General features: G+C 66.4%; 27 protein-coding genes. 10 read left to right on the forward strand and 17 right to left on the reverse strand.

The window, feature by feature from the left end; translation table 11 throughout:
- Positions 1-8: 8 nt before the first annotated feature.
- From NE2_RS31385 to NE2_RS31420, 8 genes are all read right to left on the reverse strand, one after another.
- A complete protein-coding gene (locus tag NE2_RS31385) occupies positions 9-1508 on the reverse strand; it encodes a molybdopterin-dependent oxidoreductase (RefSeq protein WP_063031987.1) in 1500 nt (499 codons plus the stop codon).
- A gap of 54 nt (positions 1509-1562) precedes the next feature.
- The gene (locus tag NE2_RS31390; protein WP_063031989.1) at positions 1563-3329 is read right to left on the reverse strand and encodes a glycoside hydrolase family 15 protein; all 1767 of its coding nucleotides are present in this window, start codon (positions 3327-3329) and stop codon (positions 1563-1565) included.
- A 44-nt stretch (positions 3330-3373) separates the two neighbouring features.
- The gene (locus NE2_RS31395; protein WP_063031991.1) at positions 3374-5167 is read right to left on the reverse strand and encodes a thiamine pyrophosphate-requiring protein; all 1794 of its coding nucleotides are present in this window, start codon (positions 5165-5167) and stop codon (positions 3374-3376) included.
- A complete protein-coding gene (locus NE2_RS31400) occupies positions 5160-6737 on the reverse strand; it encodes a GMC family oxidoreductase (protein ID WP_084494461.1) in 1578 nt (525 codons plus the stop codon). Before NE2_RS31400 ends, NE2_RS31395 begins: the two co-directional genes overlap by 8 nt.
- 116 nt (positions 6738-6853) lie before the next feature.
- The gene (locus NE2_RS31405; protein ID WP_063031993.1) at positions 6854-7513 is read right to left on the reverse strand and encodes a gluconate 2-dehydrogenase subunit 3 family protein; all 660 of its coding nucleotides are present in this window, start codon (positions 7511-7513) and stop codon (positions 6854-6856) included.
- The gene (locus tag NE2_RS31410) at positions 7513-7974 is read right to left on the reverse strand and encodes an HAD family hydrolase (protein WP_063031995.1); all 462 of its coding nucleotides are present in this window, start codon (positions 7972-7974) and stop codon (positions 7513-7515) included. Before NE2_RS31410 ends, NE2_RS31405 begins: the two co-directional genes overlap by 1 nt.
- Positions 7971-8270: a hypothetical protein gene (locus NE2_RS31415; protein WP_146165393.1), complete on the reverse strand. Its 300-nt coding sequence runs from the start codon at positions 8268-8270 to the stop codon at positions 7971-7973. The genes NE2_RS31410 and NE2_RS31415 overlap by 4 nt, the downstream gene beginning before the upstream one ends.
- Positions 8271-8338: 68 nt before the next feature.
- Complete coding sequence (locus tag NE2_RS31420; protein ID WP_063031999.1) at positions 8339-9370, reverse strand: SDR family oxidoreductase; 1032 nt, start codon at positions 9368-9370, stop codon at positions 8339-8341.
- Between the two features lie 100 nt (positions 9371-9470).
- On the opposite strand from NE2_RS31420, the gene NE2_RS31425 reads away from it, so the two are divergent.
- Positions 9471-9950, forward strand: coding sequence for a MarR family winged helix-turn-helix transcriptional regulator (locus tag NE2_RS31425; protein WP_063909536.1), 480 nt, complete (start codon positions 9471-9473; stop codon positions 9948-9950).
- A 443-nt stretch (positions 9951-10393) separates the two neighbouring features.
- On the opposite strand, the gene NE2_RS31430 is transcribed toward NE2_RS31425, so the two are convergent.
- Complete coding sequence (locus NE2_RS31430; RefSeq protein WP_063032034.1) at positions 10394-10828, reverse strand: SPW repeat protein; 435 nt, start codon at positions 10826-10828, stop codon at positions 10394-10396.
- A 119-nt stretch (positions 10829-10947) separates the two neighbouring features.
- Between NE2_RS31430 and NE2_RS31435 the strand changes: the two genes are divergently transcribed.
- Positions 10948-11400, forward strand: coding sequence for a MarR family winged helix-turn-helix transcriptional regulator (locus tag NE2_RS31435; protein ID WP_063032002.1), 453 nt, complete (start codon positions 10948-10950; stop codon positions 11398-11400).
- Positions 11401-12298: 898 nt separating this feature from the next.
- Here the strand turns inward: NE2_RS31435 and NE2_RS36095 are convergent.
- Both NE2_RS36095 and NE2_RS31440 read right to left on the reverse strand, forming a co-directional pair.
- Positions 12299-12751, reverse strand: coding sequence for a hypothetical protein (locus tag NE2_RS36095; RefSeq protein ID WP_146165394.1), 453 nt, complete (start codon positions 12749-12751; stop codon positions 12299-12301).
- A gap of 305 nt (positions 12752-13056) precedes the next feature.
- Positions 13057-13365, reverse strand: coding sequence for a hypothetical protein (locus NE2_RS31440; protein WP_063032004.1), 309 nt, complete (start codon positions 13363-13365; stop codon positions 13057-13059).
- Positions 13366-13530: 165 nt separating this feature from the next.
- Between NE2_RS31440 and NE2_RS31445 the strand changes: the two genes are divergently transcribed.
- Entirely contained in the window at positions 13531-14142 is a 612-nt protein-coding gene (locus NE2_RS31445; protein WP_063032006.1) for a DUF2249 domain-containing protein, read from the forward strand.
- Between the two features lie 33 nt (positions 14143-14175).
- Here the strand turns inward: NE2_RS31445 and NE2_RS31450 are convergent, their stop codons facing one another.
- The 5 genes from NE2_RS31450 to fdxA form a co-directional block, all read right to left on the reverse strand.
- A complete protein-coding gene (locus NE2_RS31450) occupies positions 14176-14712 on the reverse strand; it encodes a universal stress protein (protein ID WP_063032008.1) in 537 nt (178 codons plus the stop codon).
- Positions 14696-15043, reverse strand: coding sequence for a carboxymuconolactone decarboxylase family protein (locus NE2_RS31455; RefSeq protein ID WP_063032010.1), 348 nt, complete (start codon positions 15041-15043; stop codon positions 14696-14698). Before NE2_RS31455 ends, NE2_RS31450 begins: the two co-directional genes overlap by 17 nt.
- A gap of 143 nt (positions 15044-15186) precedes the next feature.
- The gene (locus tag NE2_RS31460) at positions 15187-15621 is read right to left on the reverse strand and encodes a hypothetical protein (protein WP_063032012.1); all 435 of its coding nucleotides are present in this window, start codon (positions 15619-15621) and stop codon (positions 15187-15189) included.
- Positions 15618-16355, reverse strand: a complete 738-nt coding sequence (locus NE2_RS31465; RefSeq protein WP_063032014.1) for a helix-turn-helix transcriptional regulator — start codon at positions 16353-16355, stop codon at positions 15618-15620. Before NE2_RS31465 ends, NE2_RS31460 begins: the two co-directional genes overlap by 4 nt.
- Positions 16352-16702: a ferredoxin gene (gene fdxA, locus NE2_RS31470; RefSeq protein ID WP_063032016.1), complete on the reverse strand. Its 351-nt coding sequence runs from the start codon at positions 16700-16702 to the stop codon at positions 16352-16354. The genes NE2_RS31465 and fdxA overlap by 4 nt, the downstream gene beginning before the upstream one ends.
- A 283-nt stretch (positions 16703-16985) precedes the next feature.
- On the opposite strand from fdxA, the gene ctaD reads away from it, so the two are divergent.
- Together ctaD and NE2_RS31480 are read left to right on the forward strand one after the other, a co-directional pair.
- Positions 16986-18734: an aa3-type cytochrome oxidase subunit I gene (gene ctaD / locus NE2_RS31475; protein WP_084494460.1), complete on the forward strand. Its 1749-nt coding sequence runs from the start codon at positions 16986-16988 to the stop codon at positions 18732-18734.
- Positions 18735-18986: 252 nt separating this feature from the next.
- On the forward strand, positions 18987-19391 hold the full coding sequence (locus NE2_RS31480) for a VOC family protein (RefSeq protein WP_063032018.1): 405 nt from the start codon (positions 18987-18989) through the stop codon (positions 19389-19391).
- 107 nt (positions 19392-19498) lie between these two features.
- Here NE2_RS31480 and NE2_RS31485 read toward each other — a convergent pair whose 3' ends face one another.
- Positions 19499-19825, reverse strand: a complete 327-nt coding sequence (locus NE2_RS31485) for a cupin domain-containing protein (protein ID WP_063032020.1) — start codon at positions 19823-19825, stop codon at positions 19499-19501.
- 144 nt (positions 19826-19969) lie between these two features.
- Between NE2_RS31485 and NE2_RS31490 the strand changes: the two genes are divergently transcribed.
- The 5 genes from NE2_RS31490 (at position 19970) to NE2_RS31510 (ending at position 25921) form a co-directional block, all read left to right on the forward strand.
- Positions 19970-20413, forward strand: coding sequence for an OsmC family peroxiredoxin (locus NE2_RS31490; protein ID WP_063032022.1), 444 nt, complete (start codon positions 19970-19972; stop codon positions 20411-20413).
- A gap of 72 nt (positions 20414-20485) precedes the next feature.
- A complete protein-coding gene (gene tal / locus NE2_RS31495) occupies positions 20486-21598 on the forward strand; it encodes a transaldolase (protein WP_063032024.1) in 1113 nt (370 codons plus the stop codon).
- 6 nt (positions 21599-21604) lie between these two features.
- Positions 21605-22867: an NAD(P)/FAD-dependent oxidoreductase gene (locus NE2_RS31500; RefSeq protein ID WP_063032026.1), complete on the forward strand. Its 1263-nt coding sequence runs from the start codon at positions 21605-21607 to the stop codon at positions 22865-22867.
- On the forward strand, positions 22867-25026 hold the full coding sequence (locus NE2_RS31505) for a transketolase (RefSeq protein ID WP_233429941.1): 2160 nt from the start codon (positions 22867-22869) through the stop codon (positions 25024-25026). The genes NE2_RS31500 and NE2_RS31505 overlap by 1 nt, the downstream gene beginning before the upstream one ends.
- Positions 25027-25210: 184 nt before the next feature.
- A complete protein-coding gene (locus NE2_RS31510; RefSeq protein ID WP_084494462.1) occupies positions 25211-25921 on the forward strand; it encodes a succinate dehydrogenase iron-sulfur subunit in 711 nt (236 codons plus the stop codon).
- Positions 25922-26007 lie beyond the last annotated feature (86 nt).

Below are 26007 nucleotides of genomic sequence, written 5' to 3' on the forward strand. Positions count from 1 at the left end.
GAGCGATATCAGATGCCGGGTGCGTTGGCGTAGAAGAGTTGGTCCTCGCGGTATCCGCCCTGCCCCATGCCGATTCGTGTCGGGTCGTCGACGAACTCGATCGCCTTGACCCATTTGACCATCTTGTATCCCAGCTGGGTTTCCAGGCGGATCCGGACGGGTGCGCCGTGCTCGACGGGTAGCGGCGCTCGATTCATTTCCAAAGCGAGCAGGGCTTGTGGGGTCCTGGCGATTTCGATGGGAACCGCCTCGTAGTAGTGGCCGTAGCGGCCGTGGCCCTCGGTGAGTCCCTTGTCGTCCATTCCGTAGAACACGACATGAGTTGCTGTGTCGGCGGGCTGGACGTGATCGATGAGATCGGCCAGCGGTACGCCTCCCCATTCGGCGATCGCGTTCCAGCCCTGAATGCAGTTGTGGTTGGTGATCTGTCGTTGCCACCCGATTTCGGCCAGCTCCGGCAGCGAGAGTCGCTGTGGCCGAGCGACGAGACCGCCGATCGGCAGCCGGTAGTCCGCGAATCCTGTGGCGGCCATTGTCTTGTAATCTTTGGTGGTGGGCGGGTATCCGTTGACGCGGTGGTATTCGGAGATGTCGCGTCGGTGGTAGCGCTGGCGGGAGGTTCTGGCCATGCGGGAGATCAGGTATTCGAACGGATGCACCACCACGCCGAGTAATAGCTGCGTCCGGCGTGGTTGCAGGCGCGAGAATACCGTTGCGGCGACGTTGAGCACGATGATGGTCAGCAGGCCGAGCGATCCCACGATGGTGGCCAGGGTGTGGTTCGCGTTTTCTGAGCCCAGCACGATTTTGGCGAACTCGCCGGGGATGCCGTGCACGATCACCATCAGCACGTGCACGACGACGAATCCGGCGAAGGCGCACAGCCCGAGGAAATGTATGCTGCGCGCGCCTTGCTTGCCGCCGAAGAGTTTTCCGTACCAGGGGAATCGAGCCAGCACGGACGGTGACATCGCCGCGCCGGAGGCGATTTGAAGTGGTGCGAGTACGAACACCACGGCGCCGTAGGCAAGCTTTTGCGCTGCGTCGAACGGTTCTCCCGGCAGTTGTGGTGCGAGCTGGAAATGCAGGTAGGTCCCGATGTCGCGGACGGCCTGCGGGAAAATCGCCCAATCGGTGGGGATCAGGTAGCGCCAGTATCCCGATGCGAATACGGCCAGTACGTAGACGGCGCCGGTGAGTATCCAGAATTGCACGGTCAGGAAGTGCCAGTGCCGGCCCAATCCGAGGTTGCTGCGCCCGGGGAGTGCGATCACCGGATTCCATTGCTCTTCCTCGTCGAGGGAGGTCCATGCCCGCCGCGAGTCGGCTCCGTACTGTTTCGCCGAGAATCGCGCCCACTCGCGTCCTGGGTGGCATCCGTCGTTCCAGTACAGCTTGGGCATCGATGAGAGGACTTCGATGCCGGATCGCATGAGCAGGCTCATCCACAGGATGTTCAGGCCGTGGGTGATGATCACGAAGAGCGGAAAATGCGGAATCTCGTTCATGACTCTGCCTTTGGGTTTCGGACGGCGCATGGCTCGTGGGGGTGTTCGGTCTCCTCAGGGCGTGGCGGTCTCGCTCGGGCTGGTGCCCAACCGCTGTGCGGACTCGAGAAGTACGGCATGGACGAACGCTTGGGGCATGTTGCCGCGTAGCTGACGCTGTCGGACGTCGAACTCCTCGGTGAGCAGGCCGGGCGGTCCGCATGCGGCACGGTTGCGTTCGAACCAGCGAAACGGTTCGGTGTCATCGCCTTGTTGCCAGCACGCCAGGCTCATGATGAACCCGCACAGCAGGAACGCGCCTTCGGCTTCACCGAGCGGTCGGGCGTCGTGGGCGAATCGGTATACGTAGCCGTCCTCGGTGAGCTCGCGGCGGACCGCGGCCAAGGTGGCCAGGGTGCGTGGATCGTGCGCCGGCACCGCGCCGCGCACCGGTGGCAGTAGCAATGAAGCGTCGGTGGTCGCCAAGTCGGGGCTGCGCTGCCAGAAGCCTTGCGGGCTCAGGCAGCGACGGGTCGTTTCGGCCAGGATGGCGTCGGCGAGGCCGACCAGTTCGCCGCCGCGTGCCGCGGGCATCTGGGCGGCGATGGCACGCAGCCCCGCCACACACGCCAGCCGGGACTGGGTCCACCAGGCGTCGTGCAGCTCCCAGATACCGGCCTCCGGCCGCTGCCATCGGGTGGCGATGAGGTCGACGACGACATCCACGGCTTTGCGGGCATCACCCTCGAGTCGACCGTAGCGGGCCGTGGTGGCCAGCAGTTGAAGGATTTCACCGAGCGCGTCGAGCTGGAACTGGCCGGTGACCCAATTTCCGACCACATCCGAGCCGCCGGGATAACCCGGCAGCTCGAGTGTCGATTCGCGGGGAAGGGAGGAGCCGTCGGTGCGATACGCCGGGGCGAGGCGATCACCGTGTTCGAGCACGCGGGCGGTGGTGAAGGCGACCGCGTCGTGCAGCAGTGGATGGGGCTCGGTGACGGCGGCCGCCAGTCCGGCGTAGCACTGGTCGCGCAGCCAGACATAGCGATAGTCGTAGTTGCGTCCGGCTTCGGCGCGTTCGGGTAGACCCAGGGTGGCCGCCGCGACCATGCCGCCGCCTCGTGTGGTGAGCCCACGCAATACCGCATACGCGTGGCGGGCGTCGCGCGGGGCCACGCTGTGGTCGAAGTCGGGTACCGCGACCTGCCAGGTGTGCTCGGTTTCGGCCCAGGCCACATCAGCGTCGATCGGCTCGCCCAGCGGGCGATCGCTGATCTCGAGCACCAGGTCGTGGTGGCTGCCGCCGCGCAGTGTCACGTCGAGCCGTAACCGGTGATGCTCGTCGGGCGTCGCGGCGTGCGCGCCGGACCAGCGCAGCCACAGTCCGCCGGTGCGGGCGCTCCAGCGACCCTGTCGGTCGCAATGCAGCTGACGCATTCCTCGCCGGCCGAAGCCGTCGCGCACGTCGAGCTGGACGTGTACGGCTACGTCGCGGTCCACCGCATCGATGCGCCGCAAGAGCACCACTCGGTGTGGGTCCCCGGGGAATTGCAGGGCTTCGCGGCATTCCACGACGGTGTCGGTGGTGACCCAGCGGTTGCGCCAGATCAGCGTGCCGGGCTCGTAGTAGCCGCCCCACACCGAGGTGCCCGCGGGACTGACCGAGTAGGTGCCGCCGCCGCCGATCAAGGTCGACAACACGGCTTCGTCATCCCAGCCCGGCGCGCACAGCCACGCGATGTCGCCGCGGGGCCCGCACAGTGCGCCTCGTTCGCCGTCGGCCAGTAGCGCGTATTCGCGCAGCACGTGCGGCGCGAAGTCCTGCCAGTCGTTTCCGCTCATGGTTTCACCGCCGGTTCGGTGCGGGGTGGGACCGTGTGGTCATCTCAGTGGTCCCGATGATGCGGCAGGAATTCCTGGGCCTTGGTTTTGAGGCCTTGTTTGATGATTTCCCACCTGTCCGCGTCACCTTTGGCCAGGGCCAGGGCGGCGTCCTTCATCTGTTCGATGGTGGCGTGCGGCGGTATCGGCGGAAAGTTCGGATCGCAGTGCACATCCAGCACGGTCGGCCGGTCGGCCGACAGGGCACGTCCCCAGGCGGGTGCGAGCTGGTCGGGATCGGTGATCGTGTCGGCCGCCAACCCGAGCCCGGCAGCGAACGCGGCGTAGTCCACATCCGGAAGGCGCTGGGACTGTTCGAATTTCGGTGCTCCTTCCATCGCGCGCATCTCCCAGGTCACCTGGTTGAGATCGTTGTTGTGCAGCACGGCGACGATCAGGCGCGGGTCGCTCCAGTCGGTCCAATACCGTTTGATGGTGATGAGTTCGTTGAGCCCGTTCATCTGCATCGCGCCGTCGCCGGCGAACGCGATCGCGGGCCGGTCGGGACAGGCGAACTTCGCGCCGATCGCATAGGGCACGCCCGGGCCCATGGTCGCCAGGTTTCCCGATAGTGATCCCCGCATGTCGGTGTGGAAGCGCAGGTGCCGGGCATACCAGTTGGCCGAGGAGCCCGAGTCCGCGGTGACGATGGCGTCGGCGGGCAGTTGTGCCGAAAGTTCCCAGAACAGGCGCATCGGATTGACCGGGTCGCCATCGACCATCGCCTCGGCCCGCATCGTCGACCACCAGGTCTCGACGTTCTTCTCGATCCTTTCCCGCCACGATCGATCCTCGCGCCGCCGCAGCCGCGGCAGCAGCGCGCGCAGTGTCGCCTGGGCGTCACCGACGAGATTGACCTCGTAGGGATAGCGCATGCCGACGAAGCGGGCATCGATGTCGATCTGCACCGCCCGCGCCTGTCCGAACTCGGGCATGAACTGGGTGTAGGGAAAACTGGACCCGACGGTCAGCAGAGTGTCGCAGCCGCGCATCATCTCGTAGCTGGGCCGGGTGCCCAGCAGCCCGAGAGAACCGGTGACGAAAGGCAGATCGTCGGGCAAGACGTCCTTGCCGAGCAGCGCCTTCGCAACGCCGGCTCCCAGCACTTCGGCGACATCGAGGATCTCTCGGCGGGCGCCGCGAGCGCCCTGCCCGACCAGGATCGCGGTCTTGTTCCCGGAATTGAGGACCTCGGCTGCGCGGGCGATCGCCTCATCGTCGACGGTCGGTGTCGGGAAGTCGATCCCCAGGGAGGAGGGCACCATCTTGAACTCGTGGCTCGGTGGGGAATACGGCAGTTCCTGGACGTCGGCGGGAATGATGACCGCGGTAGGCGCGCGTTGGCTCGAGGCGGTGCGGATCGCGCGGTCCAGGACGTTGGGCAGCTGTTCGGGCACGGTGATCATCTGGACGTATTCGGAGGCAACGTCTTTGAACAGCGTCAGCAGATCGACTTCCTGCTGGTAGGACCCGCCCATTGCCGAGCGGTTGGTCTGCCCGACGAGCGCCACCACCGGCACGTGATCGAGTTTGGCGTCGTAGAGGCCGTTGAGCAGGTGGATCGCACCCGGGCCAGAGGTCGCCGCGCACACACCCACTTTCCCGCTGAACTTGGCGTAACCCACTGCCTCGAAGGCAGCCATCTCCTCATGACGCACCTGTATGAAGCGAGGATCGTCCCCGGCGCGACCCCATGCGGCGAGCAGTCCGTTGATGCCGTCACCGGCGTAACCGAAAACGGTCTGGACACCCCACTGCCGAAGCCGGGCGAGCAGGTAGTCGGCAACTGTTTCAGGCATGGTTTCCTCCTACGGGTGCGCTGGTGATCCGGGCCGCGCCGATGAGCCGGTCGGCGGCGCGGGCGGCGATGGCCATGATCGTCAGGGCAGGGTTGGCGGCGCCCTGGGTGGGCAGGACGCTTCCGTCGGTGATGTACAAGTTGGGTACGGCGAAGCTGCGGCAGTCCGCGTCGACGACTCCGTTCTCGGGCCGGTCGCCCATGCGGGCACCGCCGACCAGGTGGGCATATCGCTGGAAGGTGATCACTTCCCGCGCGCCGGCCGCGCGCTGAATGTCTTCCATGACCGACTGGGCGGCGTGCATCAGGGCGCGGTCGTTGTCGCACTGGCTGTAGGAGAAGCGGGCGATCGGCAGCCCGTGGCGGTCGGTCTCCTCGGCCAGGGTGACCCTGTTCTCGGCGCGGGGCAGAAACTCGCACAGCGCTCCCAGACACGACCAGTGCACGTAGTCGCGCATGTACTCCCGCAGCGCCGCGCCCCAATGTCCCTGTCCGATGATGTGTTCGGACCAGGTAATCGGCAGGGGGGACACAGTTTGGATCGAGAAGCCACGCGCGTAGGGCTTGGTGGGGTCGGTCTCGTAGAACTGTTCGCTCGACACTTCCGGTGGTGGCGCCTTGTACATGCGCACCTCGTCGTCGAAGCGGCCCGCCGTTTGCGGCGCGCCCTGCACCATGAGATAGCGGCCGACGAGGTCGTGGTCGTTGCACAGCCCGTCGGGAAAGCGCCGCGTCGCCGAGTTGAGCAGCAACCGCGGCGTTTCGATCGAGTATCCGGCCACGATCACAAGGCGCGCTCGCTGCAGTTGCTCGACCCCTCTGCGCACATACCGCACACCGGTGGCTTCTCCGGTGCGGTCGTCGATCTCGATACGGGTGACCATGCAATCGGCGCGGATCTCGGCGCCGTGCGCCAGAGCGTCGGGGACGTGGGTGATCAAGGGGGAGGCTTTGGCGTTGACCTTGCAGCCTTGCAGGCAGAAACCGCGGTAGATGCAGTGCGGGCGGTGCCCGAATCTGCCGTTGGTGATGGCGACCGGGCCGACTTTGGTGGTAATTCCGAGCCGGTGCGCGCCCCGCTGCAGCACCTCCCCGTTGCCGCCGACCGGATGCGGCGACTGCGGATAGGTGTGCGGGACTCCCCACGGCCAGTCCTCCCCTGCTACCGGTAGTTCGGTTTCGATCGCTTGGTAGTAGGGCTCGAGGTCGGCGTAGTCGATCGGCCAGTCCACGCCGACTCCGTCGGTACTGCGGGTGGTGAAGTCACTGGGATGCAGCCGGGGCGTGTAGCCGGCGTAGTGCACCATCGATCCGCCCACGCCGCGTCCGGAGTTGTTGGAGCCCAACGGAACCGGGTCGGCGCCGGCGATGATCCTGGGTTCGGTCCAGTACAGCTGATGCGAGCCGGCCTCGTCGGAAACCCAGTCGCGGTCGGGGTCCCAGAACGGGCCCGCGTCCAAGGCCACCACGGTCCACCCCGCGTGAGCCAGCCGCTGCAGCATCGTCGCGCCACCCGCGCCGGCGCCGACGATAACGGCGTCGACAACCTCGGAATCGGCGAAACGGCGCATGTCCCGCCGCAATCGGTGATCGGTGCGCCGGTCACCGACCGGCAGCAGCCACGCCGAGGCATTGCGTTCGCGTACCGCGTCGGCCGCGCCGTCGCGCAACGGCCACTGTCCCCACTTCACCGCGCCACCTCCGGTCGGTCGGCGACCGGGTCGACGTCGGTGTGGTCGCGCACCTCCCACGGCTCTCGCCGATCGATACCGGTGTTCTTGTATCCGCGCGGGTAGGCGGGTCCGCTGAAACCCATTTCGTTCCACGCCCACGGATGGGAGTAGAAGGCGCTGCAGGCGTAGCGGGTCCACAGGCTCCACACCCGGCCGGCGGGCAACTCGTGCCATGGTTTGTCGCCCAGGCCCGCGACGGTGCCGATGATCGTCGTGCGCGCCTGATCGGTGCAGCGGGCGAATCCGGCGCCGTAGGTGTCGATGGCGTCTTCGTCGAGTGCTGCCAGACTGACCCGCCACGCCTGGCCGTCTTCGGGCATGTCGTCGTAGCGCCATCCGTCGGTACTGGCTTCGCTCAGACGTGAGTCGATCATCGCCAGGACCGGCACTTTCGGTTCGTCGTGCTGGTCGAGCAGCAAATCCAGCAGCGGGCCGGCGATGGCTTCCTCGTCGGGGGTGAAGAATCGGATCGGCGGCGGTGGGCCCAGCCGGGCCAGCACCACCCCGGCCGTCACCGGGTCCCAGTGCTCGGCCTGGGCCAGCACGTCGAAATGGGGGAAACGCGGCTGCCGTCCACCGGGCGTGGTTCCCGGCGATGTGTTCGTGCGGCGCATCAGCGCTCCCGTCGTAGCAGGGCCGCCAACAGGCCCATGCCTCCGACCATCGTCACCAACAGCGGGGCCAGCAGCGGCGGTCCCATCTCCAGGTTGTAGCGCGCGTTTCGCCAGCCGCCCGGTTTTTGGCCGATGCCCCGCGCGTGCAGATAAACCCCCTGCATCCCGTTGGCCACGATGACCGCCGAAGTGATCGGCAGGACGGTGTGAGCGGCACGCTCACTGAAAAATCCGGCCACTCCCGCAGTAGCACCGACCGGCCCCAACACCACCGGCCACCACATCATCCGATTGCCGAAACTGGCCCGGTCGTGTTCGAAGAAGATCTCCGCGGCCGTCACCAGCGCACCAGCGGCGGTCAGCGCTGACAGGCTGCGCTCGAAGCGGCCGGTGCGGACCTCGGTGATCGCGCGATCGACATCGCGGCGGAAACCGGCGGGAACAGGTAAGGAAATCGTCATTGGTCATCTCCTCGCGAAGGATGTAGGTGACGGGGGCTCGGCCGGGCCAGCACCGTCAAGCCGACCGAGAGTGCGGCGCTGGACAGGGCCGGGCGCCGATATCGGGGTGAGCCGAGGAATGCGAGCATGCTCAGGGCGTGCAGGAGGTCCACCACACGCACGGCGCGGACCGGCGGTCGAGGCACCACCACCAGCACCGCACCCTGCACGCCGTACCGGGCGCCGAGCAGCCGCGCCACGATCACGGCCCTGGGGGCGGAGCCGACGAACCGGCGGGGAACGCTCAGCAGAATCACACCGCATATGCCGGCGACGACCCCCGCCAGCCGGCTCCGCCGGAGAGCCGAACCGGATGCGCGGGCGCTCACAGCCGGGACCGGCGCGAACGGGACCACAGGCCCAGCGCCGCGGTAGCGACCCCGGCGATGGCAGCGGCCACTGCGCCGTGGTGCTGACTCGCCCACAACTGCGCACTGTGTTCGGTGGACCGGGCATCGAAGATGCCGTGGGCGCCGAAGTCCCTGCCCCGCTCGCCATCGGCGGGATGCCACAGATTTTCGGGCTGCTCAGGGTCGCGGGGTTGATCGGTCTGCTGGGAATCGAAACCCGTTATGGCGAGATAACGATCGAGCAGGCCCGGCGCGATCGCATTGGCGGCCAGCGTGGCCGCGGTGCTGCCACCTACCCAGTACTCGCGTCGATTCGGGTGGTCGGCGGCGTAGAGCACAGCGCGGGCAGCGACCTCCGGCTGATAGATCGGCGGCACCGGCTGAGCCTGCTTCGGCAGCCGCGACAGCACCCACGAGAACTGCGGGGTATTCACCGCGGGCATCTGCACCATGGTCACCCGCACCCCGCTGCGCTCGTGCAACAGTTCGCATCGCAACGACTCGTGAAAACCTTGAATGGCATGCTTGGCACCGCAATAGGCGCTCTGCAGCGGGATGCCGCGATACGCCAGCGCCGACCCGACATGCACGATCGTGCCTCGATTGCGGGCCTTCATCCGCTTCAGAACCGCCATCGTGGCATAGACATAACCCAGGTAGGAGACCTCGGTGACGCGGCGGAACTCCGCAGGCTCGATCTCGTCGAACGGCGCGAACACCGAACTGAACGCGACATTCACCCACACATCGATCGGCCCGAGCTCCCGTTCGACCCGCTCGACCGCCGCCGTCACCTGATCGCTGTCGGCCACATCAGTAGGCACGACCACAGCGGTACCGCCCGCCCGGCGAATCTGCTCGGCCGCAGCCGCCAAACCTGTTTCGCCCCTGGCCAGCAGCGCTACCCTGTCCCCTCGCCGGGCGAAGGCCACCGCGCTCGCGCGGCCGATACCGCCGCTGGCGCCGGTCACCACAACCACTCGTGACTTCTGTTTGCTGTCGGTCATGACACCTCCGTTCTGACCACCGCCTACCCGGCACCACGGACAACAAACATCAGCGCGCAATATTTGCGTAAGCGCAAGCAAAAGTGGGAACGTCTCTCTCGTGACGCCCCGCAAACCAGGCCAACCCGGTGCAGAACTCGACACTCAGGTCCACGCGGTCATGCGCGCCGCGCAGGCGCTGGTCGGCATCGCCGTTCGGTCCCTCGAGGAGGTCGAAAACCTCCTCTCGATGCAGCAACTGCGGGTCTTGGTCATCGTCGCCACACAGGGCCCCATCAATGTGAACGCACTGGCCGACGCCGTCGGCATCCATCCCTCCAACGCCACCCGCGCCTGCGACCCCCTCGTTACCCGCGAACTTCTCAGACGTCAGGAATCCCCCACCGACCGCCGCCAAGTGCAACTGGCCATCACCGAGCACGGCCGCCAACTCTTACAGTCGGTCATGCGACGCCGACACGACGCGATCACCCACATCCTCACCACGATGCCTCCCACACACCGTGAACACTTCGTCGGCGCCATGGAATCGTTCGCCGCGGCCGCCGGTGAAGTGGTCGACGACGGCCTCTGGCAGTAACTGCGCCCGAAGTCCCCACCAGCACAGGGAATCCCATCGCGTGACGACACACGTGTAGCCGTATCATCGGCGTGCGACTTGCTAGGACACAGGCGAATTCGCGGCGTAAGAGCTATGCCCGAGCGGTCGACGGTGGCCTTAGCGCAGACGACGGGAACCTGGGGTTCCCAGCGGCGCGGGAACATTGTGGACTCGCGCACCAACAGCAGCGGATCAGCCCGCCCCGGTGTGGGCGTGCAGCGGCGCCGGTCGTGGTCCAGGGGTGGACCGACATCGTTGTCATCATTTCTTTCAGACTTCGTCGTCCGAGAAACAAGCAGCCCGACCGGCGGGCCACAACGACATCGATTCAGCGATATCTGGTCAGCGCCCGGCTTACGGCTACCAGCGCGAGCCGAAATCCCAGTGGTCTCGGCTCGCACCCCATCATTGGCGGTCCGTGCTCATCGAGTCCGGCGCATGCCCAGCGCCATCGAGCCCAGCCCGAGCAGCACTGCGACCGCGCCGGCGACCACATTGCTCCAGATCGTCGCGGGATGGGCGACGTTGCCGCTGACCACCCAGGGGCTGATGATCATCCACACGCCGATGAGCGGAGCGACCCAGGCGATGCCGTGCACGCGGCCGTACATCGAGGCGAACCCCAACGCCAGCACCGCCAGGGCGGTCCCGACGATCAGGTTGTTCGCGGTCAAGGTCGGATAACCGTGGAAACCGACGACCCACGCCGAGATCGCGATGTAGAGCCCGGTCAGGAAGGTCAAGCCGATGACAGCTTGTGCGACCGGTTCCATCGCGGCGAGTTCATACTTCTCATACTTGGCCCGCAACTCCACGATGTCGGGGTGCAGGCTCATGTTCATGGCCTCAGTAGCCATGTCTTCCACCACCTTTCGGCTGCACGATGAAGACCAGCGGCCGAGATCGACAACGACGAGAGACGGAACCGGTCCGGAACACCGCCTGGCCTTATGTCATGACATGATAATATCATGTCATGACATATGAGTCGACGTCGTCGCCCGATCTCACCGACCAGGAGTACTCGAGGCTGTTGATGTTCCGCGTCGGACTGCGCCGGTTCCTGCGCTGGAGTGAACACCGAGCGGCCGAGGTGGGACTCACCGCCGCGCAGCACCAACTGCTCCTGGCGATCCGAGGCCATCGCAGCCCGGATGGCCCCAGCATCGGCGAGCTCGCGGAATACCTGTGCACCCGGCACCACAGCGTGGTGCAGCTGATCGATCGCACCGAGCAACTCGGGCTCGTCACCCGCAACCGGGAAGACGGCACGGATCGACGCGTCGTGCGCCTCACCCTGACCGAAAGCGGACAACGTGCCCTCGCCCAGCTCAGCGCTACCCATCTGGAAGAACTTCGTCGGCTAACCCCACTCGTCGACGCAGTGACCGGCGACTCGGCCACTATCGGCCCGCAGGCACAGCACTGAACAAAAAGCCTCGAACTGCGGTTAGTTGTCGGGGCCGGTGAAAGGGTGCGAACGTTTGGCGAGCAGTTTGTACAGCGTCTTTTGAACGGTTTCGCGGATGTTGCCGGCGAGGTCGGACATGGCCATCGGCTCGTCGGCGGCCCGCCGGGGCGAAGCCCTTAGTCGGATCGGGGTGCCGAATTTCGATGTACCACGTTCCGCGCGGACACTGTGCCGGTACATGCCGGCGCGGCTGCGAGGACGACATCGCCGTCCTCGGAAAAGGCAATTCCCATTCCTGCCGCGAGTACTCGTCTGGTCGGCGCGCAGGCTGTGCCAACCACCAGTGGGTCACAGCGCGCAGCCGACTAACTGATCTGCACTCCTCCCCGGACTTCTCATGGCCACCGGGTTCCGGGCTACCGGTTATCGGGATCGGGTGGTGAAGCCAGATCCTCGCCACCCCTTTGGGCTCCCCGTGGCTGTGGCAACGCAAATTGCCACTTCAACGGACGCGCAAATGGCATGTCGGAGTAGGCAATCCCCTTTCAGACCATGCGGATCGGCTGACACCGCTCGGTGGATCTGGTCGACTTCTCCGAAGTAGAAGGCGACCACGGAGGCTACAACGAAGACCACGAAATACTACGGCTATCGGTCGGCAGATGTCGTGGGGCTCCCTATGGTGAGAGCTGCGCCCTTTGACAGCGTGGGGGTTGAGGACCTTCTTGACGTTCCAGGTTCAGCAGATTGCCGCCAGGTTCGGGGAGCGAGGCCGGCTGCGCGCCTCGGGTCATTCCACGATATTGGCGATGGCGGTGTGGACGAACACTGCCGCCACGGCGCCGGACTCCGACGACGGGTTCAGGTTACTCTGCCCCCTGCTCCAGATTCGCCGGTATCTGACCCGCGGGAGCCGTCAATGGCCCAACGTGTCTCGCGAGCGGTCGTGCACGGTAGCTGTACCGCTGCACGCTCGGGCCGCAACCGACTCGGCATGTCTGCTCCACTGCTCAATGGTGCGTACTGGTGAGTACCGGCAGAAGAAGGAACGACGGACTCTGGTCGCTCCAGCCAGAAGAATGCAGGGATGGCCAGGCTGAAGGATGCCCGCGTGCTGCAGCCAGGCCGGGGCGCCGGTCAGGCGGCGATGAGCGAAATAGGCCGAACCGCGGATACCGTTAGCGATCGTAGTGCGAACCTGATCGGCCAGGCCTCGGGGCCGGCGCGGGGACACCGGAGCCACTTGCCGGGTCAGGGAGGTCACCGATGCCAACGCCGACTGGCTCGGCCAGTGCCGCGGCGCCGAGCGTCTGCGCGCCTGAAAGCCGATGTCGCGCAGTTGGATCACCTTGGCCATGTTGTCACTCATCAGTGTGTTCCTGTTCCGGCTTTGACCAGGGGCAAGAAGCCGCGTCCGCGCCGTGGAGAGGGCGGTTCGCCGTCATGGCTCGGCTCTCGGCGGATTTCGTCGATGCCCGCACTGTGCGGGCCCAATGTGCATGGCGTGGAACAAGGTTCGGGTCGCTGCAACTGAAACCGCGGGGCTGGCACGCAAGAATCGGACGAGCGGTTCGAATCGGATCCCGGTTAGACACCTTGTGGACCTCGACCGGTTCGAATCCGTCGGGGACCGGAATGGCTGTGGCCCGCCCCGGCGGGCGGTGGCGGGATAGGTCAGCCGACGGTGACGGTGATCGCGCTCCCGACGACAGTGGCGGTGACGCCGAGCAGGTGTTCGGTGATCGTCGCGGCGATCGGCTGGATGTGGCGGTCTTTGCGGGCGACGACGGCGAGGTTGCGCGCGTCGATGACAAGGGTGTAGGCGAGGTCGTCGACCGTCGTTGCCCGGAGCGTGTCCTGCGGGAGTGTGGGGGCGGGCAGTGCGCACACCGCCTCCTGCACCCGCCGGATCAGACTGACCGCACGCGTCGCAGTCTCGACCGGGTGGTGAATGGGGGGTGGGGGCAGGATTGCGATGGTCATCGCGTTCTCCTCGAATTCTCCAGTACGGACGGTTGTGCGAGTCGCCGCTCGGTCCGGCCGGGTGGGTCGTGAATGACGGGTGTCATATCGGGAGTGGCTTGGCTGGCGAGCCTCGCAGGGCTAGTTTATACAATAGGTAATTATAAAAACTAGGAGGTGGGTCACATGCCCGACACGGACCTGACGCAGACGGAACCGGCGGAATTGGATGTGCGGGAGTTGCGCAAGCCCGACAAGCATCCGGCGATCTTCGCGCGGTTCGACGCCCTGGCTGCCGGGGAGTCGTTCGTGCTGGTGAACAATCACTATCCGCGGCATCTGCGTGACGAGTTCGAGGTCGAACATCCCGGGGGGTACGGCTGGGATGTCGTCGAGGACGGGCCGCGTGCGTGGCGGGTGCGGATCGCGAAGCTGGCCTCGACATCTCTGCCGCGAGTGCTGATCGATACCAGCGCGCTCGAGCCAGGCCACCCCGACACGACGGGGGCGGTGTGGACGTTGCCGGTGCGCCGCCGCGATCTGGACGCCAATATCATTCGCATTGCTCCGCACGGGCGCATCGAGGCGCACAACGGCCCGGATCTGGATGTGCTGATCCACGTGCTCGACGGCGCGGGCACCCTGAGCACCGAACTCGGTGAGCTCGACTTGGCGGCGGGTGCGCTGGTGTGGCTGCCGCGCAGGTCAAGGCGTGCATTCACCGCCGGCCCGCACGGGCTGCGGTATCTGACGGTGCACCAACGCCGCCAAGTGCTGGTACTGGACCCGGTCGGCTGACGCCGCACCGGCCATGCCGCGCCGGACCCGCTGTCAGGGCACCACGGTCACCGGGCAGCGCGCCCGGCGCAGCAGCCGAGCGGCGGTGGAACCGGTCAGGCGGTGCAACCGGCTGCTCGACCGGCCGACAACGAGGATGTCGGCGTTGTTGTCGTCGGCCAGCCTCGCCAGTTCGACCGCGGGGTCGCCGCAGCGGACGGTGAACGACCAAGGCAGTGGCAGGTCGCCGAGGACCTCGGTGGCCAGCTCGCGGGCGGCGATGATCTGCTCGGTGGCGAGTTCGCAGGTGAGTTCGGTGCCCATCGGCGCCAGGCTGGTCAGGTAGGCGTTCGTGGCCAGCGTGCGGATGTAGGCAACCACCAGGCTGGCATGCATGCGGCGCGCGGCGCCGGCGGCATAAGCGAGCGCATGCGGAGACGCCTCGGAGGCGTCGATACCGACGACGATCAACGGACCGTCCGCCCGGCGGCCGCGGTCGCGGCCGTGCGTGGCCTGCTCGTTCGCCGCGTCGGTGTGCCGATTCCGGGATCGCCGCGGCCGTTCGGGCCGTGATTCAGCCGGCGTTGTCACGGTCGTGCCCGGCCAGGGTGTGCAGAGCGATGGTGGAGTGCGCGAACGCGCCACCGGCGCGCATCTCCGCGGCTACCCAGATCGCTTCCATGACCTCGGCGTCGCTGGCACCGGTACGGTGCGCGAGTGTCGTGTGGCCGGTGATGCAGTATGGGCATTGGGTGACGCGCGCGACCGCGACGGCGATGAGCTGCTTGGTCTTTTGCGGCAACGCGCCGTCGGCGAACACCTCCCGGCTGAATTCGTCGAACGCCCGAGGGATGCCGGGCACCAATTCGCGGCGCCGGGTGCCGATGTCGTGGGTCGCTGCGGGATAAACGGTGTCGGGCATCTGCGGTGCCTCCTCTGCTGGATCGCTGGATTACTCTGCCGGTCATTGCTTGCGGGGTGTGTGACGGTGCACCGTGACGCGGGTCGACGGCCCTGGGACGGCTGGTGTGTCGTTCCCGCGCGGGACACCCCCGTCCGCAGTCGTCATGACACGTTGTGGGCCAGTAGCAGGATGGCGCCGACGAGGAGTGCGGCGATTTTCACGATTTCCAACACCACGTACTCGTAGTGGCCGCGCGAGCGGGGCGCGTTGTGGCCGGCGAGCACGGCATCGCTGCGGCGGGTCAGCCGCGGCCGGATCACCGTGAGCTGCACGAGCAGCGCCGCGAGGGCGACCACCAGCGCGGTCATGGTGCCCGTGCTGGGTGGGTCGATGACGATGGCGATGAGAATCGTTGCCGCGAAAACCATTTCGATGCTGTTGAGGGCGCGGAACACCAGCCGTCCGATTCCGAGCCCAATCGGCACGGTGACGCCGGGCGCACGGAATTTCAGCGGCGCCTCCAGGAACGAGATCGCCGCCACCATGCCGAGCCAGCAGAAACCGACCGCGGTGATGACCGCCCCGGCGGTGCTCATGCCGCGGACCCGGCCGGTGGCCGTGCGGGTGTGGCCCCGGTGGTGTCGGTGGTGAGATGGGCCAAGCACAGATCGGGAGTGACGAATGGCTCGAGTCGTTGCACGGCGACCGGTGCGGCCCGGCCCTCGAGCACGCCCTGCATCAGGCCCAGATGGACCGGGCACACCACGCTCGCACGAGTTTCGGCCAGGTCCAGGAACGGGCAGTGCCGCAACCGGATCTGCGGCCGGCCCTCGTCGGTGTGAGGTTCAGGGTCGAAGCCGACCTCGTCGAGCACCCGCACGAGCTCACCCACCGCCTGATCCGCGGTCGGTGCCGCAGCGTCCATGTCCCGCGCAATCTCGCGGCCCCAGCGACGGCCGGCCTCGGAGGCACGGGCCGACGGGTCGGGGCCGGTGGCCAGTTGAGCGGTAAGGATATCGGCGAGCAGCCGGTAGTTACGCGGCCCGGCCGGGTCCATCCCCCGATGGGCGCGAAACATCTGCGGTGGGCGCCCCGGCCCGGTGCGCGGGGTTTCGACCCGCTCAGCCTGCCCGGACTCGACCAGCGCCTCGAGATGGAACCGCACCGTATTCGGATGCAACCGCAACTGCGTGGCGATATCGACGATGCTCAACGCATCACGCGAGCCCCGCAATACCGCGAGCACCTCACCGCGACGACCCCGATCGGCACCTGCCGGTGCGGCACGCGAGCCGGGCGTCGGGGTGGAGGAGATTTCGTTGCGTGTCATGGCTGGTTACTCCGTGTCGGCAGTGCCGCGACCAGTGGTGTGTCGACTCCGACGGGGCCGAGTTTTGTTGCGCCGCCAGGGAATCCCAGCGGCAGGTCGCGGCCAGGCAGGGTTTGGGTGAAGAAGGCGGCGTTGTCGTCGAGGTAGGGCTCGAGCTCGGCGGGAAGATCGTCCTGGTAGTAGATCGCGTCTACGGGGCACACCGGCACGCACGCTCCACAGTCCACGCACTCGTCGGGATGGATATACAACGACCGGGCGCCCTCGTAGATGCAGTCGACAGGACATTCCTCCACACACGCGCGGTCCATCACGTCCACACACGGTTCGCCGATCACATACGCCATACCTCTATTTATACATCGATTTCTTGTATAAACTAAGAGGCGGGTGACGTACCCCACCGGACATCTCGGCACAGCCCGTCGGTGGGAATCCGATCGGTATCGCCTCGGGCGTCTCGCTCAGCGCTGGCGGCGATGCATCGGCTCCGATCGATCACGGCCCCGGGGTACGCCACCGCCATGTGTGCTCGTCGAGGAAGATGAACCGAGAGGGGATTCACCATTGTCCGCAGCGCCCGCCGACATCACGCCCTCCGTCGAAGCCGAGCGTCCGTTCCCCGCGCGGATGGGCCCCAAGGGCGCGGCGATCTGGAAGATCGTCACCACCACCGATCCGAAACTGCTCGGCGTCATGTACATCTTCACCGCGATCTCGTTCTTCCTGATCGGCGGATTGATGGCGTTGCTGATGCGTGCTGAGTTGGCGCGTCCGGGTCTGCAGTTTCTGTCCAACGAGCAGTACAACCAGCTGTTCACCATGCACGGCACGCTCATGTTGCTGTTCTATGCCACCCCGATCGTGTTCGGGTTCGCCAATTGCGTGCTCCCATTGCAGATCGGCGCCCCCGACGTGGCATTCCCGCGATTGAACGCGCTCAGTTACTGGCTCTATCTGTTCGGCGCCACAGTGGCGACCGCGGGATTCATCACTCCCGGTGGCGCCGCCGACTTCGGGTGGACGGCGTATGTTCCGCTCAGCCTGGCCGTGCATTCCCCCGGCGTCGGCGCCGACCTGTGGGTCATGGGCGTCGCGCTCTCGGGTGTCGGCACGATCCTGGGAGCGGTGAACATGATCACCACCGTGGTGTGCCTGCGCGCGCCAGGGATGACCTTGTTCCGGATGCCGATCTTCACCTGGAACATCCTGATCACCAGCATTCTGGTGCTCGAGGCGTTTCCGATCCTGACCGCCGCTCTGATGGGCCTCGAGGTGGACCGGCACCTCGGCGGGCACATCTACGACCCCGCCACCGGCGGCCCTATTCTCTATCAGCATCTGTTCTGGTTCTTCGGCCACCCCGAGGTCTATATCGTGGCGATCCCGTTCTTCGGGATCATCACCGAGATCCTGCCGGTGTTCAGCCGCAAACCCGTCTTCGGCTACACCGCACTGGTTTTCGCGACGATCGCGATCGCCGCGCTGTCGTCGGCGGTCTGGGCGCACCACATGTTCGCTACCGGCGCCGTGCTCCTGCCGTTCTTCTCCCTGATGTCGTTTCTGATCGCGGTGCCGACCGGGGTGAAATTCTTCAACTGGATCGGCACGATGTGGAAGGGCCAGTTGACGTTCGAAACCCCGATGCTGTGGTCGCTCGGGTTTGTCACCACATTCCTGTTCGGCGGCCTGTCCGGGGTGCTGCTGGCCAGCCCGCCCCTGGACTTTCACATCACCGACACCTACTTCATCGTCGCGCACTTCCACTACGTCCTGTTCGGCACGATCGTGTTCGCGACCTTCGGCGGAATCTATTTCTGGTTCCCCAAATTCACCGGCCGCTTCCTTGATGAACGACTCGGCCGCCTGCACTTCTGGACCACGTTCCTCGGTTTCCACACCACATTCCTGGTGCAGCACTGGCTCGGCGCCGAAGGCATGCCCCGCCGCTACGCCGACTACCTGCCCGCCGACGGATTCACCACCCTCAACACGGTCTCCACCATCGGATCGCTCATCCTCGGGTTCTCCATGGTCACCTTCGTGTGGAACGTGTTCAAAAGCTACCGCTACGGCCAAGTGGCCACCGCCGACGATCCCTGGGGTTACGGCAACTCCCTCGAATGGGCCACCACCAGCCCGCCACCACGACACAACTTCTATGAAATACCCCGGATCCGTTCCGAGCGACCGGCTTTCGAGCTGCACTACCCGCACATGGTCGAACGCATGCGCGCCGAATCCCACATCGGCTGGGGGTCGGCGAGCCGCACCTCCCACCCCGTCACAGTGGCCACAGCTCCCGCAGAACACGGTGACAGCGGCCCTCGGCCAGCCCAGCAATCCGATAACGGGAGAGAGCCCGATGGCCAACGGTGAATTCCGCCGCTGCGCCGAGTATCCGAAGCCCTCTCGCGCAGCTACCGATGAGAATGCATCGACCGCCGGCCACATCCGTGACGTGCCCAGAACAGCACACTCACCACCACACCGGATGCCGCACTGCTCGACGTCGCCATGAGCGACCAGGATCGTACGGCCGCCGAATCCGGCGCCTGCGTTGCAGATCCGCCCGCGTGAACTGCTGTTACCGCAGATATCGGAGGCGGGAGAGGTGGAAAGTAGGTTCATATGGCCACAAATGTGACCTCGTATGTCATGCGTGTGTCGGACCTGGAGCGTTCGATACGGTTCTACCGCGAGGTGTTCGAGTGCTCGCAAGCACTGCGTGAACCGGATGCCGCACTGCTTCTGACTCCGTCGGGTTTCCAGTTGTATCTGTGCGTGAGCCGGCATCACGGCGGGCTACCGATCGGCGGTATCGGCGTCGAGCAGATCGTCTGGTCGGCCGACAGCGACGCGGAGTTACGTCGGATCGAAAGTCGGCTGCGTGCCCACTACAACAGCACCTACACCCACACCCGAAACGGAATCACCTTCGTCGACGGTGTCGACCCGGACGGTATCCGCTTGCTGATCACCCACCCGACCCCCCAGCAGCTTCCCCGCGAGGTCATCGATGACCGATTCCGGTGAGACCAGCGAAACCAGCCCCGGCGTCGTAACCCGCGCCGGCACCAGCCGGCGACGACCGCGGGCGCCGGGCCCGGCTTCGATTGTGATGAACGGTCCTGGCCGCCCGGCTATTTCACGACCGTCAGCAGCACGGCACTGTCCTCGATCGCCTCGAGGCTGTGGCGCGCCTGCGGCACCACCAGCAGGTCACCGTGGCGTCCTTCCCACGAGGTGTCCGCGCTGCGCAGCCGGACTCGCCCGCGCAGCACCAGCAGCGTCGACTCGCCCGGATTATCGTGCTCGCCCAGTTCGGTGCCGGCCGTCAGCGCGACCACGGTCTGGCGCAGCCGATGCTCGTGCCCGCCGTACACGGTATCGGCGGCGCGGCCCGCCGAGGCCGCGCCGGCTCGCTGCAACAGTTCACGCGCCATCGCATCCACCGAGAACTTCTCCATCACCGCTCCTCGCCTCCCGTCCGACATCAGTTCGATTCGTGATTGTCCCGCATCACTGGATACACGATCTGCAGGACCGACACCGCCACACCGGAGGAGCTGCCGCAGCACGACAACCGAAACATCCCCCACTCGAGGAGAGCCATGACCACCACACAACGCACCGCCACCACCGTCTGGGAGGGCCCGCTCGCCGAAGGCGCCGGGCTCGTGCACGCCACCAGCGGCGCGTTCAGCCCACTGCCGGTCACCTGGGCCGGCCGCACCCACCAGCCGGGCGGGCAGACCAGCCCGGAAGAACTCGCCGCCGCCGCGCACTCGTCGTGTTTCGCGATGGCGTTGGCGCTGTGCCTGGACAACCATGAGGCCTCACCACAGCGACTCGATATCACCGCCACCGTCACTCTCGACCACCTGGATGCGACCCCGACGATCGTGTCCTCCGCGCTGAATGTCCGAGCGGGCGTTCCCGGACTCACCGCCACCGATTTCAAGACCATCGTCGATGAAGCTGCCGCCTTGTGCCCGATCTCGCGGCTGTTCGCCGGGGCAACGATCACCGTCGACGCCGCTCTCGACACCCCATAGCAGTCGCGGCGGGTCCGATGAATGATCCGGCCATCACCGCGCCCGATAGCCATCAAGGAAGGGAGTGCGCTCATGTCCGATCCGTTGACCGCATTGACCGAGGCCGGGGTGTCGATCTGGCTCGATGATCTGAGCCGGCAACGACTGACCGACGGCAGCCTGGCTCGCCTCGTGCGCGACCAGCACGTACGCGGGGTGACCACCAACCCGACCATCTTCGCCAAAGCCATCACCGGCAGCGACCTCTACACCGACCAGATCCGCGACCTCTCGCTGCGGCGGGTGGATGTCGACACCGCGTTGCGGGAGCTGACCAGCCACGACGTGCGCTGCGCGTGCGATGTTCTACGCCCGGTCTACGACGCCACCGATGGGATCGACGGGCGGGTGTCGATCGAGGTCGACCCTCGCCTGGCCCACGACACCGACCGCACCATCGCCGAAGCCCATGCCCTGTGGTGGTTGGTGGACCGCCCCAACCTCTTCATCAAGATCCCCGCCGCCAAACAAGGCCTGCCCGCCATCACCGCCTGCCTGGCCTCCGGGATCAGCATCAACGTCACCCTGATCTTCTCTCTGACCCGCTACGCCGAGGTCGTCGACGCCTTCCTCGACGGCCTCGAACAGGCCCGCGGCAATGGCCACCATCTCGCCGGAATCGCCTCGGTCGCTTCATTCTTCGTCTCTCGTGTCGATACCGAGGTGGATGCGCGCCTGGACAAGATCGGCAGCGAGGCCGCTACCGGTCTGCGTGGACGGGCCGCGATCGCCAACGCACGCCTGGCCTACCAGCACCACGAGCAGATCCTCGACAGCCCACGGTGGCAGGCCCTGGCGCGCGCGGGAGCGCGTCCGCAGCGTCCGCTGTGGGCCTCGACCGGCGTGAAAGACCCCGCCTACGACGACACGCGCTACGTCACCGGCCTCGTCGCCCCCGGCGTGGTCAACACCATGCCCGAAGCCACCCTGCGTGCCGTCGCCGACCACGCCGACATCCGCCCCGACACTGTCCGTCTCGGTTACGACGACGCCCGCGCCGTCCTGGGCGAACTGGCCGGGCTCGGCATCGGATACGACGACGTCGTCACCACCCTCGAAACCGACGGTGTCGCCAAATTCGACGCCAGCTGGGACCACCTCGGCAACCAACTCGCCCACACCATGACCGCCACGACAGGACGGTGAGACACCATGAACACCCCCTCATTCGTGATCGTCGGCGCCTCACTCGCCGGAGCCAAAGCCGCTCGAGCGTTGCGCGACAACGGGTTCGACGGATCCCTCACCCTGATCGGCGACGAACTGTGGTACCCCTACGAACGCCCGCCCCTGTCCAAGGACTATCTGCAGGGCAAGGTCGACCGCGACACCGTCTTCGTGCACCCGCCCCGGTGGTACACCACCCACGAGGTCGACCTACGCCTGGACACCACCGCCACCGCCATCGACCGCGGCAACCACCTCCTCACCCTCGGCAACGGCGAGCAGTTGCCCTACGACAAACTGCTGCTGACCACCGGGGCATCTCCGCGGCGGCTGCCACTACCCGGCGCCGACGCGCACGGCGTGTACTACCTGCGCAGCCTCGACGACAGCAACCGGCTGCGCGAACTGCTGCACACCGCGTCCCGGATCGCGCTCGTCGGCGGCGGCTGGATCGGCCTGGAGGTCGCCGCGGCGGCCCGCGCCGCCGGGGTCGAGGTCACCGTCGTCGAACGCTCCCCACTACCACTGCAGGCGGTGCTCGGCCCCGACATCGCCGCGGTCTTCGCCGACCTGCACCGCGACCACGGCGCCAACCTGCACCTGGCCGCCACGTTGGCGGAAATCACCACTTGCGACGGCGCCGCGACCGGGTTACGGCTGGCCGACGGCAGCCGTATCGATGCCGACGCCGTGATCGTCGGCATCGGCGCCACCCCCAACACCGGACTCGCCGGCGACTCCGGACTCGACGTCGACAACGGCATCGTCGTCGACCCGGCCCTGCGCAGCAGCGACCCCGACATCTTCGCCGCCGGCGACGTCGCCAACGCCTACCACCCGTTCTACAGCCGGCATATCCGTGTCGAGCACTGGGCCAACGCCTTACACCAACCCGACACCGCCGCCGCAACCATGCTGGGCCGCGACGCCAGCTACCAGCGGCTGCCCTACTTCTACACCGACCAGTACGAGCTGGGCATGGAATACACCGGCTACTGCGAACCCGACCAGCACTACCAGGTCGTGGTCCGCGGAGACCTGCAAGAACGCCGGTTCATCGCCTTCTGGCTACGCGACGACCGGGTCGCCGCAGGCATGAACGTCAACATCTGGGACGTCACCGAACCCATCCAAACCCTCATCCGCACCCGCACCGTCGTCGACCCCGCGCGCCTGGCCGACCCCGACGTGCCGCTCACCGACCTGACCACACCTGCGTCGAGCCGCACCGAGAGGGACATGAACTGATGTCCGCCCACCTGAGTGTCGAACCCGTGATAGGTCACGAATACCGCGTCCGCATCGATGAGGGCGGCGACCGCGTGGAATCCGAATTCGTCGTCGACCCCGGCGTGCTGGCCGAATTGGGCTTCGATCCCGGCGACGAGCAAGCCGTCGTCGAACACACCGCCCGGTTTCTGGCCGACCATCAGCCCGTGATCGACTTTCCTGCTCTGGTTTACCTCGACGAAGTCGCCGCGGCATACGGCGACTACCCGGTCGAGCTGCACCGCCGAATGACACCCCATCACACCACCACGGCGGCCTCAGGGTTCGACGCCGAGCAACTGCGGTGGCTTCAGGAGTTGAGTCGGCAGCTGCGGGTCGATTCGATCCGCGCGAGTACCGCCGCGGGTTCCGGGCATCCCAGCTCCAGCCTGTCGGCGGCGGATCTGATGGCCGTGCTGCTGGCCCGCCACCTGCGCTATGACTGGGCCCGGCCCGAGTATCCGGGCAACGATCATCTGATCTTCTCCAAGGGCCACGCCTCACCGCTGTTGTATGCCATGTTCAAAGCCGCGGGCGTGGTCAGCGATTCCGAGCTGGTGGAGGGGTTCCGCCGTTTCGGGTCCAGGCTGCAGGGCCATCCGACCCCGGTACTGCCGTGGGTGGACGTGGCAACGGGCTCGCTGGGGCAGGGTCTGGCCTACGGTGTGGGCATCGCGCTGGCCGGCGCGCGACTGGACCGGCTGCCCTACCACGTGTGGGTGCTGTGCGGCGACAGCGAGATGACCGAGGGATCGATCTGGGAAGCCCTGGACAAAGCCGGGCTCTACCGGTTGAGCAATCTCACCGCGATCGTGGACATCAACCGGCTCGGCCAGCGCGGCCCCACCGAACTGCAATGGCACCTCGACACCTACCAGCGTCGGGTCGAAGCGTTCGGGTGCCGCGCGATCGTCATCGACGGCCACGACCTGTCCCAGATCGAGCAGGCCCTCCACACCGCCCGTTACGCCGACACCCCGACGGTCGTGCTCGCCAAGACCGTCAAAGGCAAGGGAGTCCCGCAGATCGAAGACCGCAACGGCTGGCACGGCAAACCGCTTCCGTCCAGGCTGGCCACCTCCGCGGTGACCGCGCTGGGCGGGTTACGCGAACTGCGCGTCACCCCACCACCACCCGCCCCCGTAAACCCGATCCCCACGCGCGAGGTACCGCCGATCACGATGCCCCGCTACGAGCGGGGCACCTCGGTCGCGACGCGCACCGCCTACGGCGATGCGCTGGCCGCCCTCGGTGCGCGACCCGAGGTCGTCGCCTTGGACGCCGAGGTCGGCAATTCCACCGGCGCCGAACGGTTCGCGCACGCGCACCCGGAGAAGTTCTTCGAAATGTTCATCGCCGAACAACAATTGATCGCCGCCGCCGTGGGCTTGGCCGCCCGCGGCTATGTGCCCTATGCCTCCACGTTCGCCGCGTTCTTGTCCCGGGCCTACGACTTCATTCGCATGGCCGGCATCTCCGGTGCCCACATCAACCTGTGCGGCTCGCACGCCGGCACCGAGATCGGCCCCGACGGCCCGTCGCAGATGGGTTTGGAAGACCTCGCCGCTCTCCAGGCGGTGCACGGCTCGACCGTGCTCTACCCGGCCGACGCCGTCGCCACCACCAGTCTCGTCGCCGCCATGGCCGACGCCCCCGGTGTGTGCTACCTGCGCACCACCCGCGGCGCCTACCCGGTGCTCTACGACGCCGACGAACCCTTCCCGGTGGGCGGATCCAAGACCCTGCGTACCAGCGACGCCGACGTGATCGCGCTACTCGGTGCCGGCGTCACGGTGCACGAATGCCTCCACGCAGCTGATGCCCTTGCCGGGGAGGGTGTCAGCGCTCGCGTGATCGACCTCTACAGCGTCAAACCTCTCGATGCGGACACTCTCGCCTCGACCGCGCGTGATACCGGTGGGCGGCTCGTCGTGGTCGAAGATCATTACCCGCAAGGCGGTCTCGGCGCCGCCGTCCTGGCATCGTTGGCTCAACTCGGTATCCCGGTGCGGTTCGCGCATCTGGCCGTCACCGATTTGCCCGGCTCCGGTACTCCTGCCGAACAGTTGGACGCCGCCGGCATATCCGCGCGCCATATCGTCGCCGCCGCGCACCGACTCGTCACGGCAAAACCATGACCGGCATTTCGCGACGAGAGGCACACACGCTGCGAACACCAGCTTTAGACAATCTCGTCCACCGCAAATACCGATTGGAGTGTGACACGTGACAGAAGCCACCCAACAGTCCAGCGCCACCGAATCCGTCCCTGCAGGAACTCGACCGAACTCCAAGCCGGCGCCGGTGCCCGATGGCTCGGTGATGGTGATCGTCAAGATCGCCCGCTTCAATCCGGAGGACAACCGCGGCTCGTACTGGGAGAGTTTCCAGGTGCCGGCGCTGCCGACCGACCGGCTACTGAACCTGCTCGTCTACATCAAGAGCTATCTCGACGGCACCCTGACGTTCCGCCGTTCATGCGCCCACGGCATCTGCGGCTCGGATGCCATGCAGGTCAACGGGATCAATCGGCTGGCGTGCAAGATCCTGCTCAAGGATCTGCTGCACAGCGACGGCTCCACCACCACGATCACCATCGCGCCGTTGCGCAGCCTGCCCGTGGAGAAGGATCTGGTAGTCGACATGGAACCCTTCTTCAACCTCTACCGCGAGATCAAGCCTTACCTGATCACCTACGGCCCCGAACCCGAACGCGAACGGCTGCAGTCGCCGCAGGATCGCGCGCGTTTCGACGACACCACCAAATGCATCTTGTGTGCCTGCTGCACCAGCAGCTGTCCGGTCTATTGGGCGGAGAAGACCTATTACGGGCCGGCCGCCTTCGTCAACGCTCACCGGTTCATCTTCGACAGCCGCGACCACGGTGCGGCCGAACGCCTGGAAATCCTCAACGATATCGACGGCGTGTGGCGATGTCGCACCACCTTCAACTGCACCCAGGCATGTCCGCGCGGCATCCAGGTGACCAAGGCGATCACCGAGGTCAAGCGCGCGCTCATGTTCACCCGCTGATAACTGCGGTGCACAGCGGAGCAAACCCCCTGTACCCGTGCGCGCTTGGTCATCTCGGAAGTTCGCCATGAGAAAGGGCGACTGCC

The sequence above is a fragment of the Nocardia elegans NBRC 108235 genome (assembly GCF_001612845.1).
In the GTDB taxonomy this organism is placed as follows: Bacteria; Actinomycetota; Actinomycetes; order Mycobacteriales; family Mycobacteriaceae; genus Nocardia; species Nocardia nova.

What these genes read in the sequence shown, in the direction of transcription:
- NE2_RS31420 (WP_063031999.1), bottom strand. Translation starts at nt 9,370, where the DNA reads ATGACCGACAGCAAACAGAAGTCACGAGTGGTTGTGGTGACCGGCGCC.
- NE2_RS31490 (WP_063032022.1), top strand. Translation starts at nt 19,970, where the DNA reads ATGACCACCACACAACGCACCGCCACCACCGTCTGGGAGGGCCCGCTC.
- NE2_RS31410 (WP_063031995.1), bottom strand. Translation starts at nt 7,974, where the DNA reads ATGACGATTTCCTTACCTGTTCCCGCCGGTTTCCGCCGCGATGTCGAT.
- NE2_RS31505 (WP_233429941.1), top strand. Translation starts at nt 22,867, where the DNA reads ATGTCCGCCCACCTGAGTGTCGAACCCGTGATAGGTCACGAATACCGC.
- tal (WP_063032024.1), top strand. Translation starts at nt 20,486, where the DNA reads ATGTCCGATCCGTTGACCGCATTGACCGAGGCCGGGGTGTCGATCTGG.
- ctaD (WP_084494460.1), top strand. Translation starts at nt 16,986, where the DNA reads ATGGGCCCCAAGGGCGCGGCGATCTGGAAGATCGTCACCACCACCGAT.
- NE2_RS31390 (WP_063031989.1), bottom strand. Translation starts at nt 3,329, where the DNA reads ATGAGCGGAAACGACTGGCAGGACTTCGCGCCGCACGTGCTGCGCGAA.
- NE2_RS31485 (WP_063032020.1), bottom strand. Translation starts at nt 19,825, where the DNA reads ATGGAGAAGTTCTCGGTGGATGCGATGGCGCGTGAACTGTTGCAGCGA.
- fdxA (WP_063032016.1), bottom strand. Translation starts at nt 16,702, where the DNA reads ATGGCGTATGTGATCGGCGAACCGTGTGTGGACGTGATGGACCGCGCG.
- NE2_RS31455 (WP_063032010.1), bottom strand. Translation starts at nt 15,043, where the DNA reads ATGCCCGACACCGTTTATCCCGCAGCGACCCACGACATCGGCACCCGG.
- NE2_RS31430 (WP_063032034.1), bottom strand. Translation starts at nt 10,828, where the DNA reads ATGGCTACTGAGGCCATGAACATGAGCCTGCACCCCGACATCGTGGAG.
- NE2_RS36095 (WP_146165394.1), bottom strand. Translation starts at nt 12,751, where the DNA reads ATGAGTGACAACATGGCCAAGGTGATCCAACTGCGCGACATCGGCTTT.
- NE2_RS31500 (WP_063032026.1), top strand. Translation starts at nt 21,605, where the DNA reads ATGAACACCCCCTCATTCGTGATCGTCGGCGCCTCACTCGCCGGAGCC.
- NE2_RS31510 (WP_084494462.1), top strand. Translation starts at nt 25,211, where the DNA reads ATGGTGATCGTCAAGATCGCCCGCTTCAATCCGGAGGACAACCGCGGC.
- NE2_RS31395 (WP_063031991.1), bottom strand. Translation starts at nt 5,167, where the DNA reads ATGCCTGAAACAGTTGCCGACTACCTGCTCGCCCGGCTTCGGCAGTGG.
- NE2_RS31460 (WP_063032012.1), bottom strand. Translation starts at nt 15,621, where the DNA reads ATGAGCACCGCCGGGGCGGTCATCACCGCGGTCGGTTTCTGCTGGCTC.
- NE2_RS31440 (WP_063032004.1), bottom strand. Translation starts at nt 13,365, where the DNA reads ATGACCATCGCAATCCTGCCCCCACCCCCCATTCACCACCCGGTCGAG.
- NE2_RS31385 (WP_063031987.1), bottom strand. Translation starts at nt 1,508, where the DNA reads ATGAACGAGATTCCGCATTTTCCGCTCTTCGTGATCATCACCCACGGC.
- NE2_RS31405 (WP_063031993.1), bottom strand. Translation starts at nt 7,513, where the DNA reads ATGCGCCGCACGAACACATCGCCGGGAACCACGCCCGGTGGACGGCAG.
- NE2_RS31465 (WP_063032014.1), bottom strand. Translation starts at nt 16,355, where the DNA reads ATGACACGCAACGAAATCTCCTCCACCCCGACGCCCGGCTCGCGTGCC.
- NE2_RS31480 (WP_063032018.1), top strand. Translation starts at nt 18,987, where the DNA reads ATGGCCACAAATGTGACCTCGTATGTCATGCGTGTGTCGGACCTGGAG.
- NE2_RS31400 (WP_084494461.1), bottom strand. Translation starts at nt 6,737, where the DNA reads ATGCGCCGTTTCGCCGATTCCGAGGTTGTCGACGCCGTTATCGTCGGC.
- NE2_RS31435 (WP_063032002.1), top strand. Translation starts at nt 10,948, where the DNA reads ATGACATATGAGTCGACGTCGTCGCCCGATCTCACCGACCAGGAGTAC.
- NE2_RS31445 (WP_063032006.1), top strand. Translation starts at nt 13,531, where the DNA reads ATGCCCGACACGGACCTGACGCAGACGGAACCGGCGGAATTGGATGTG.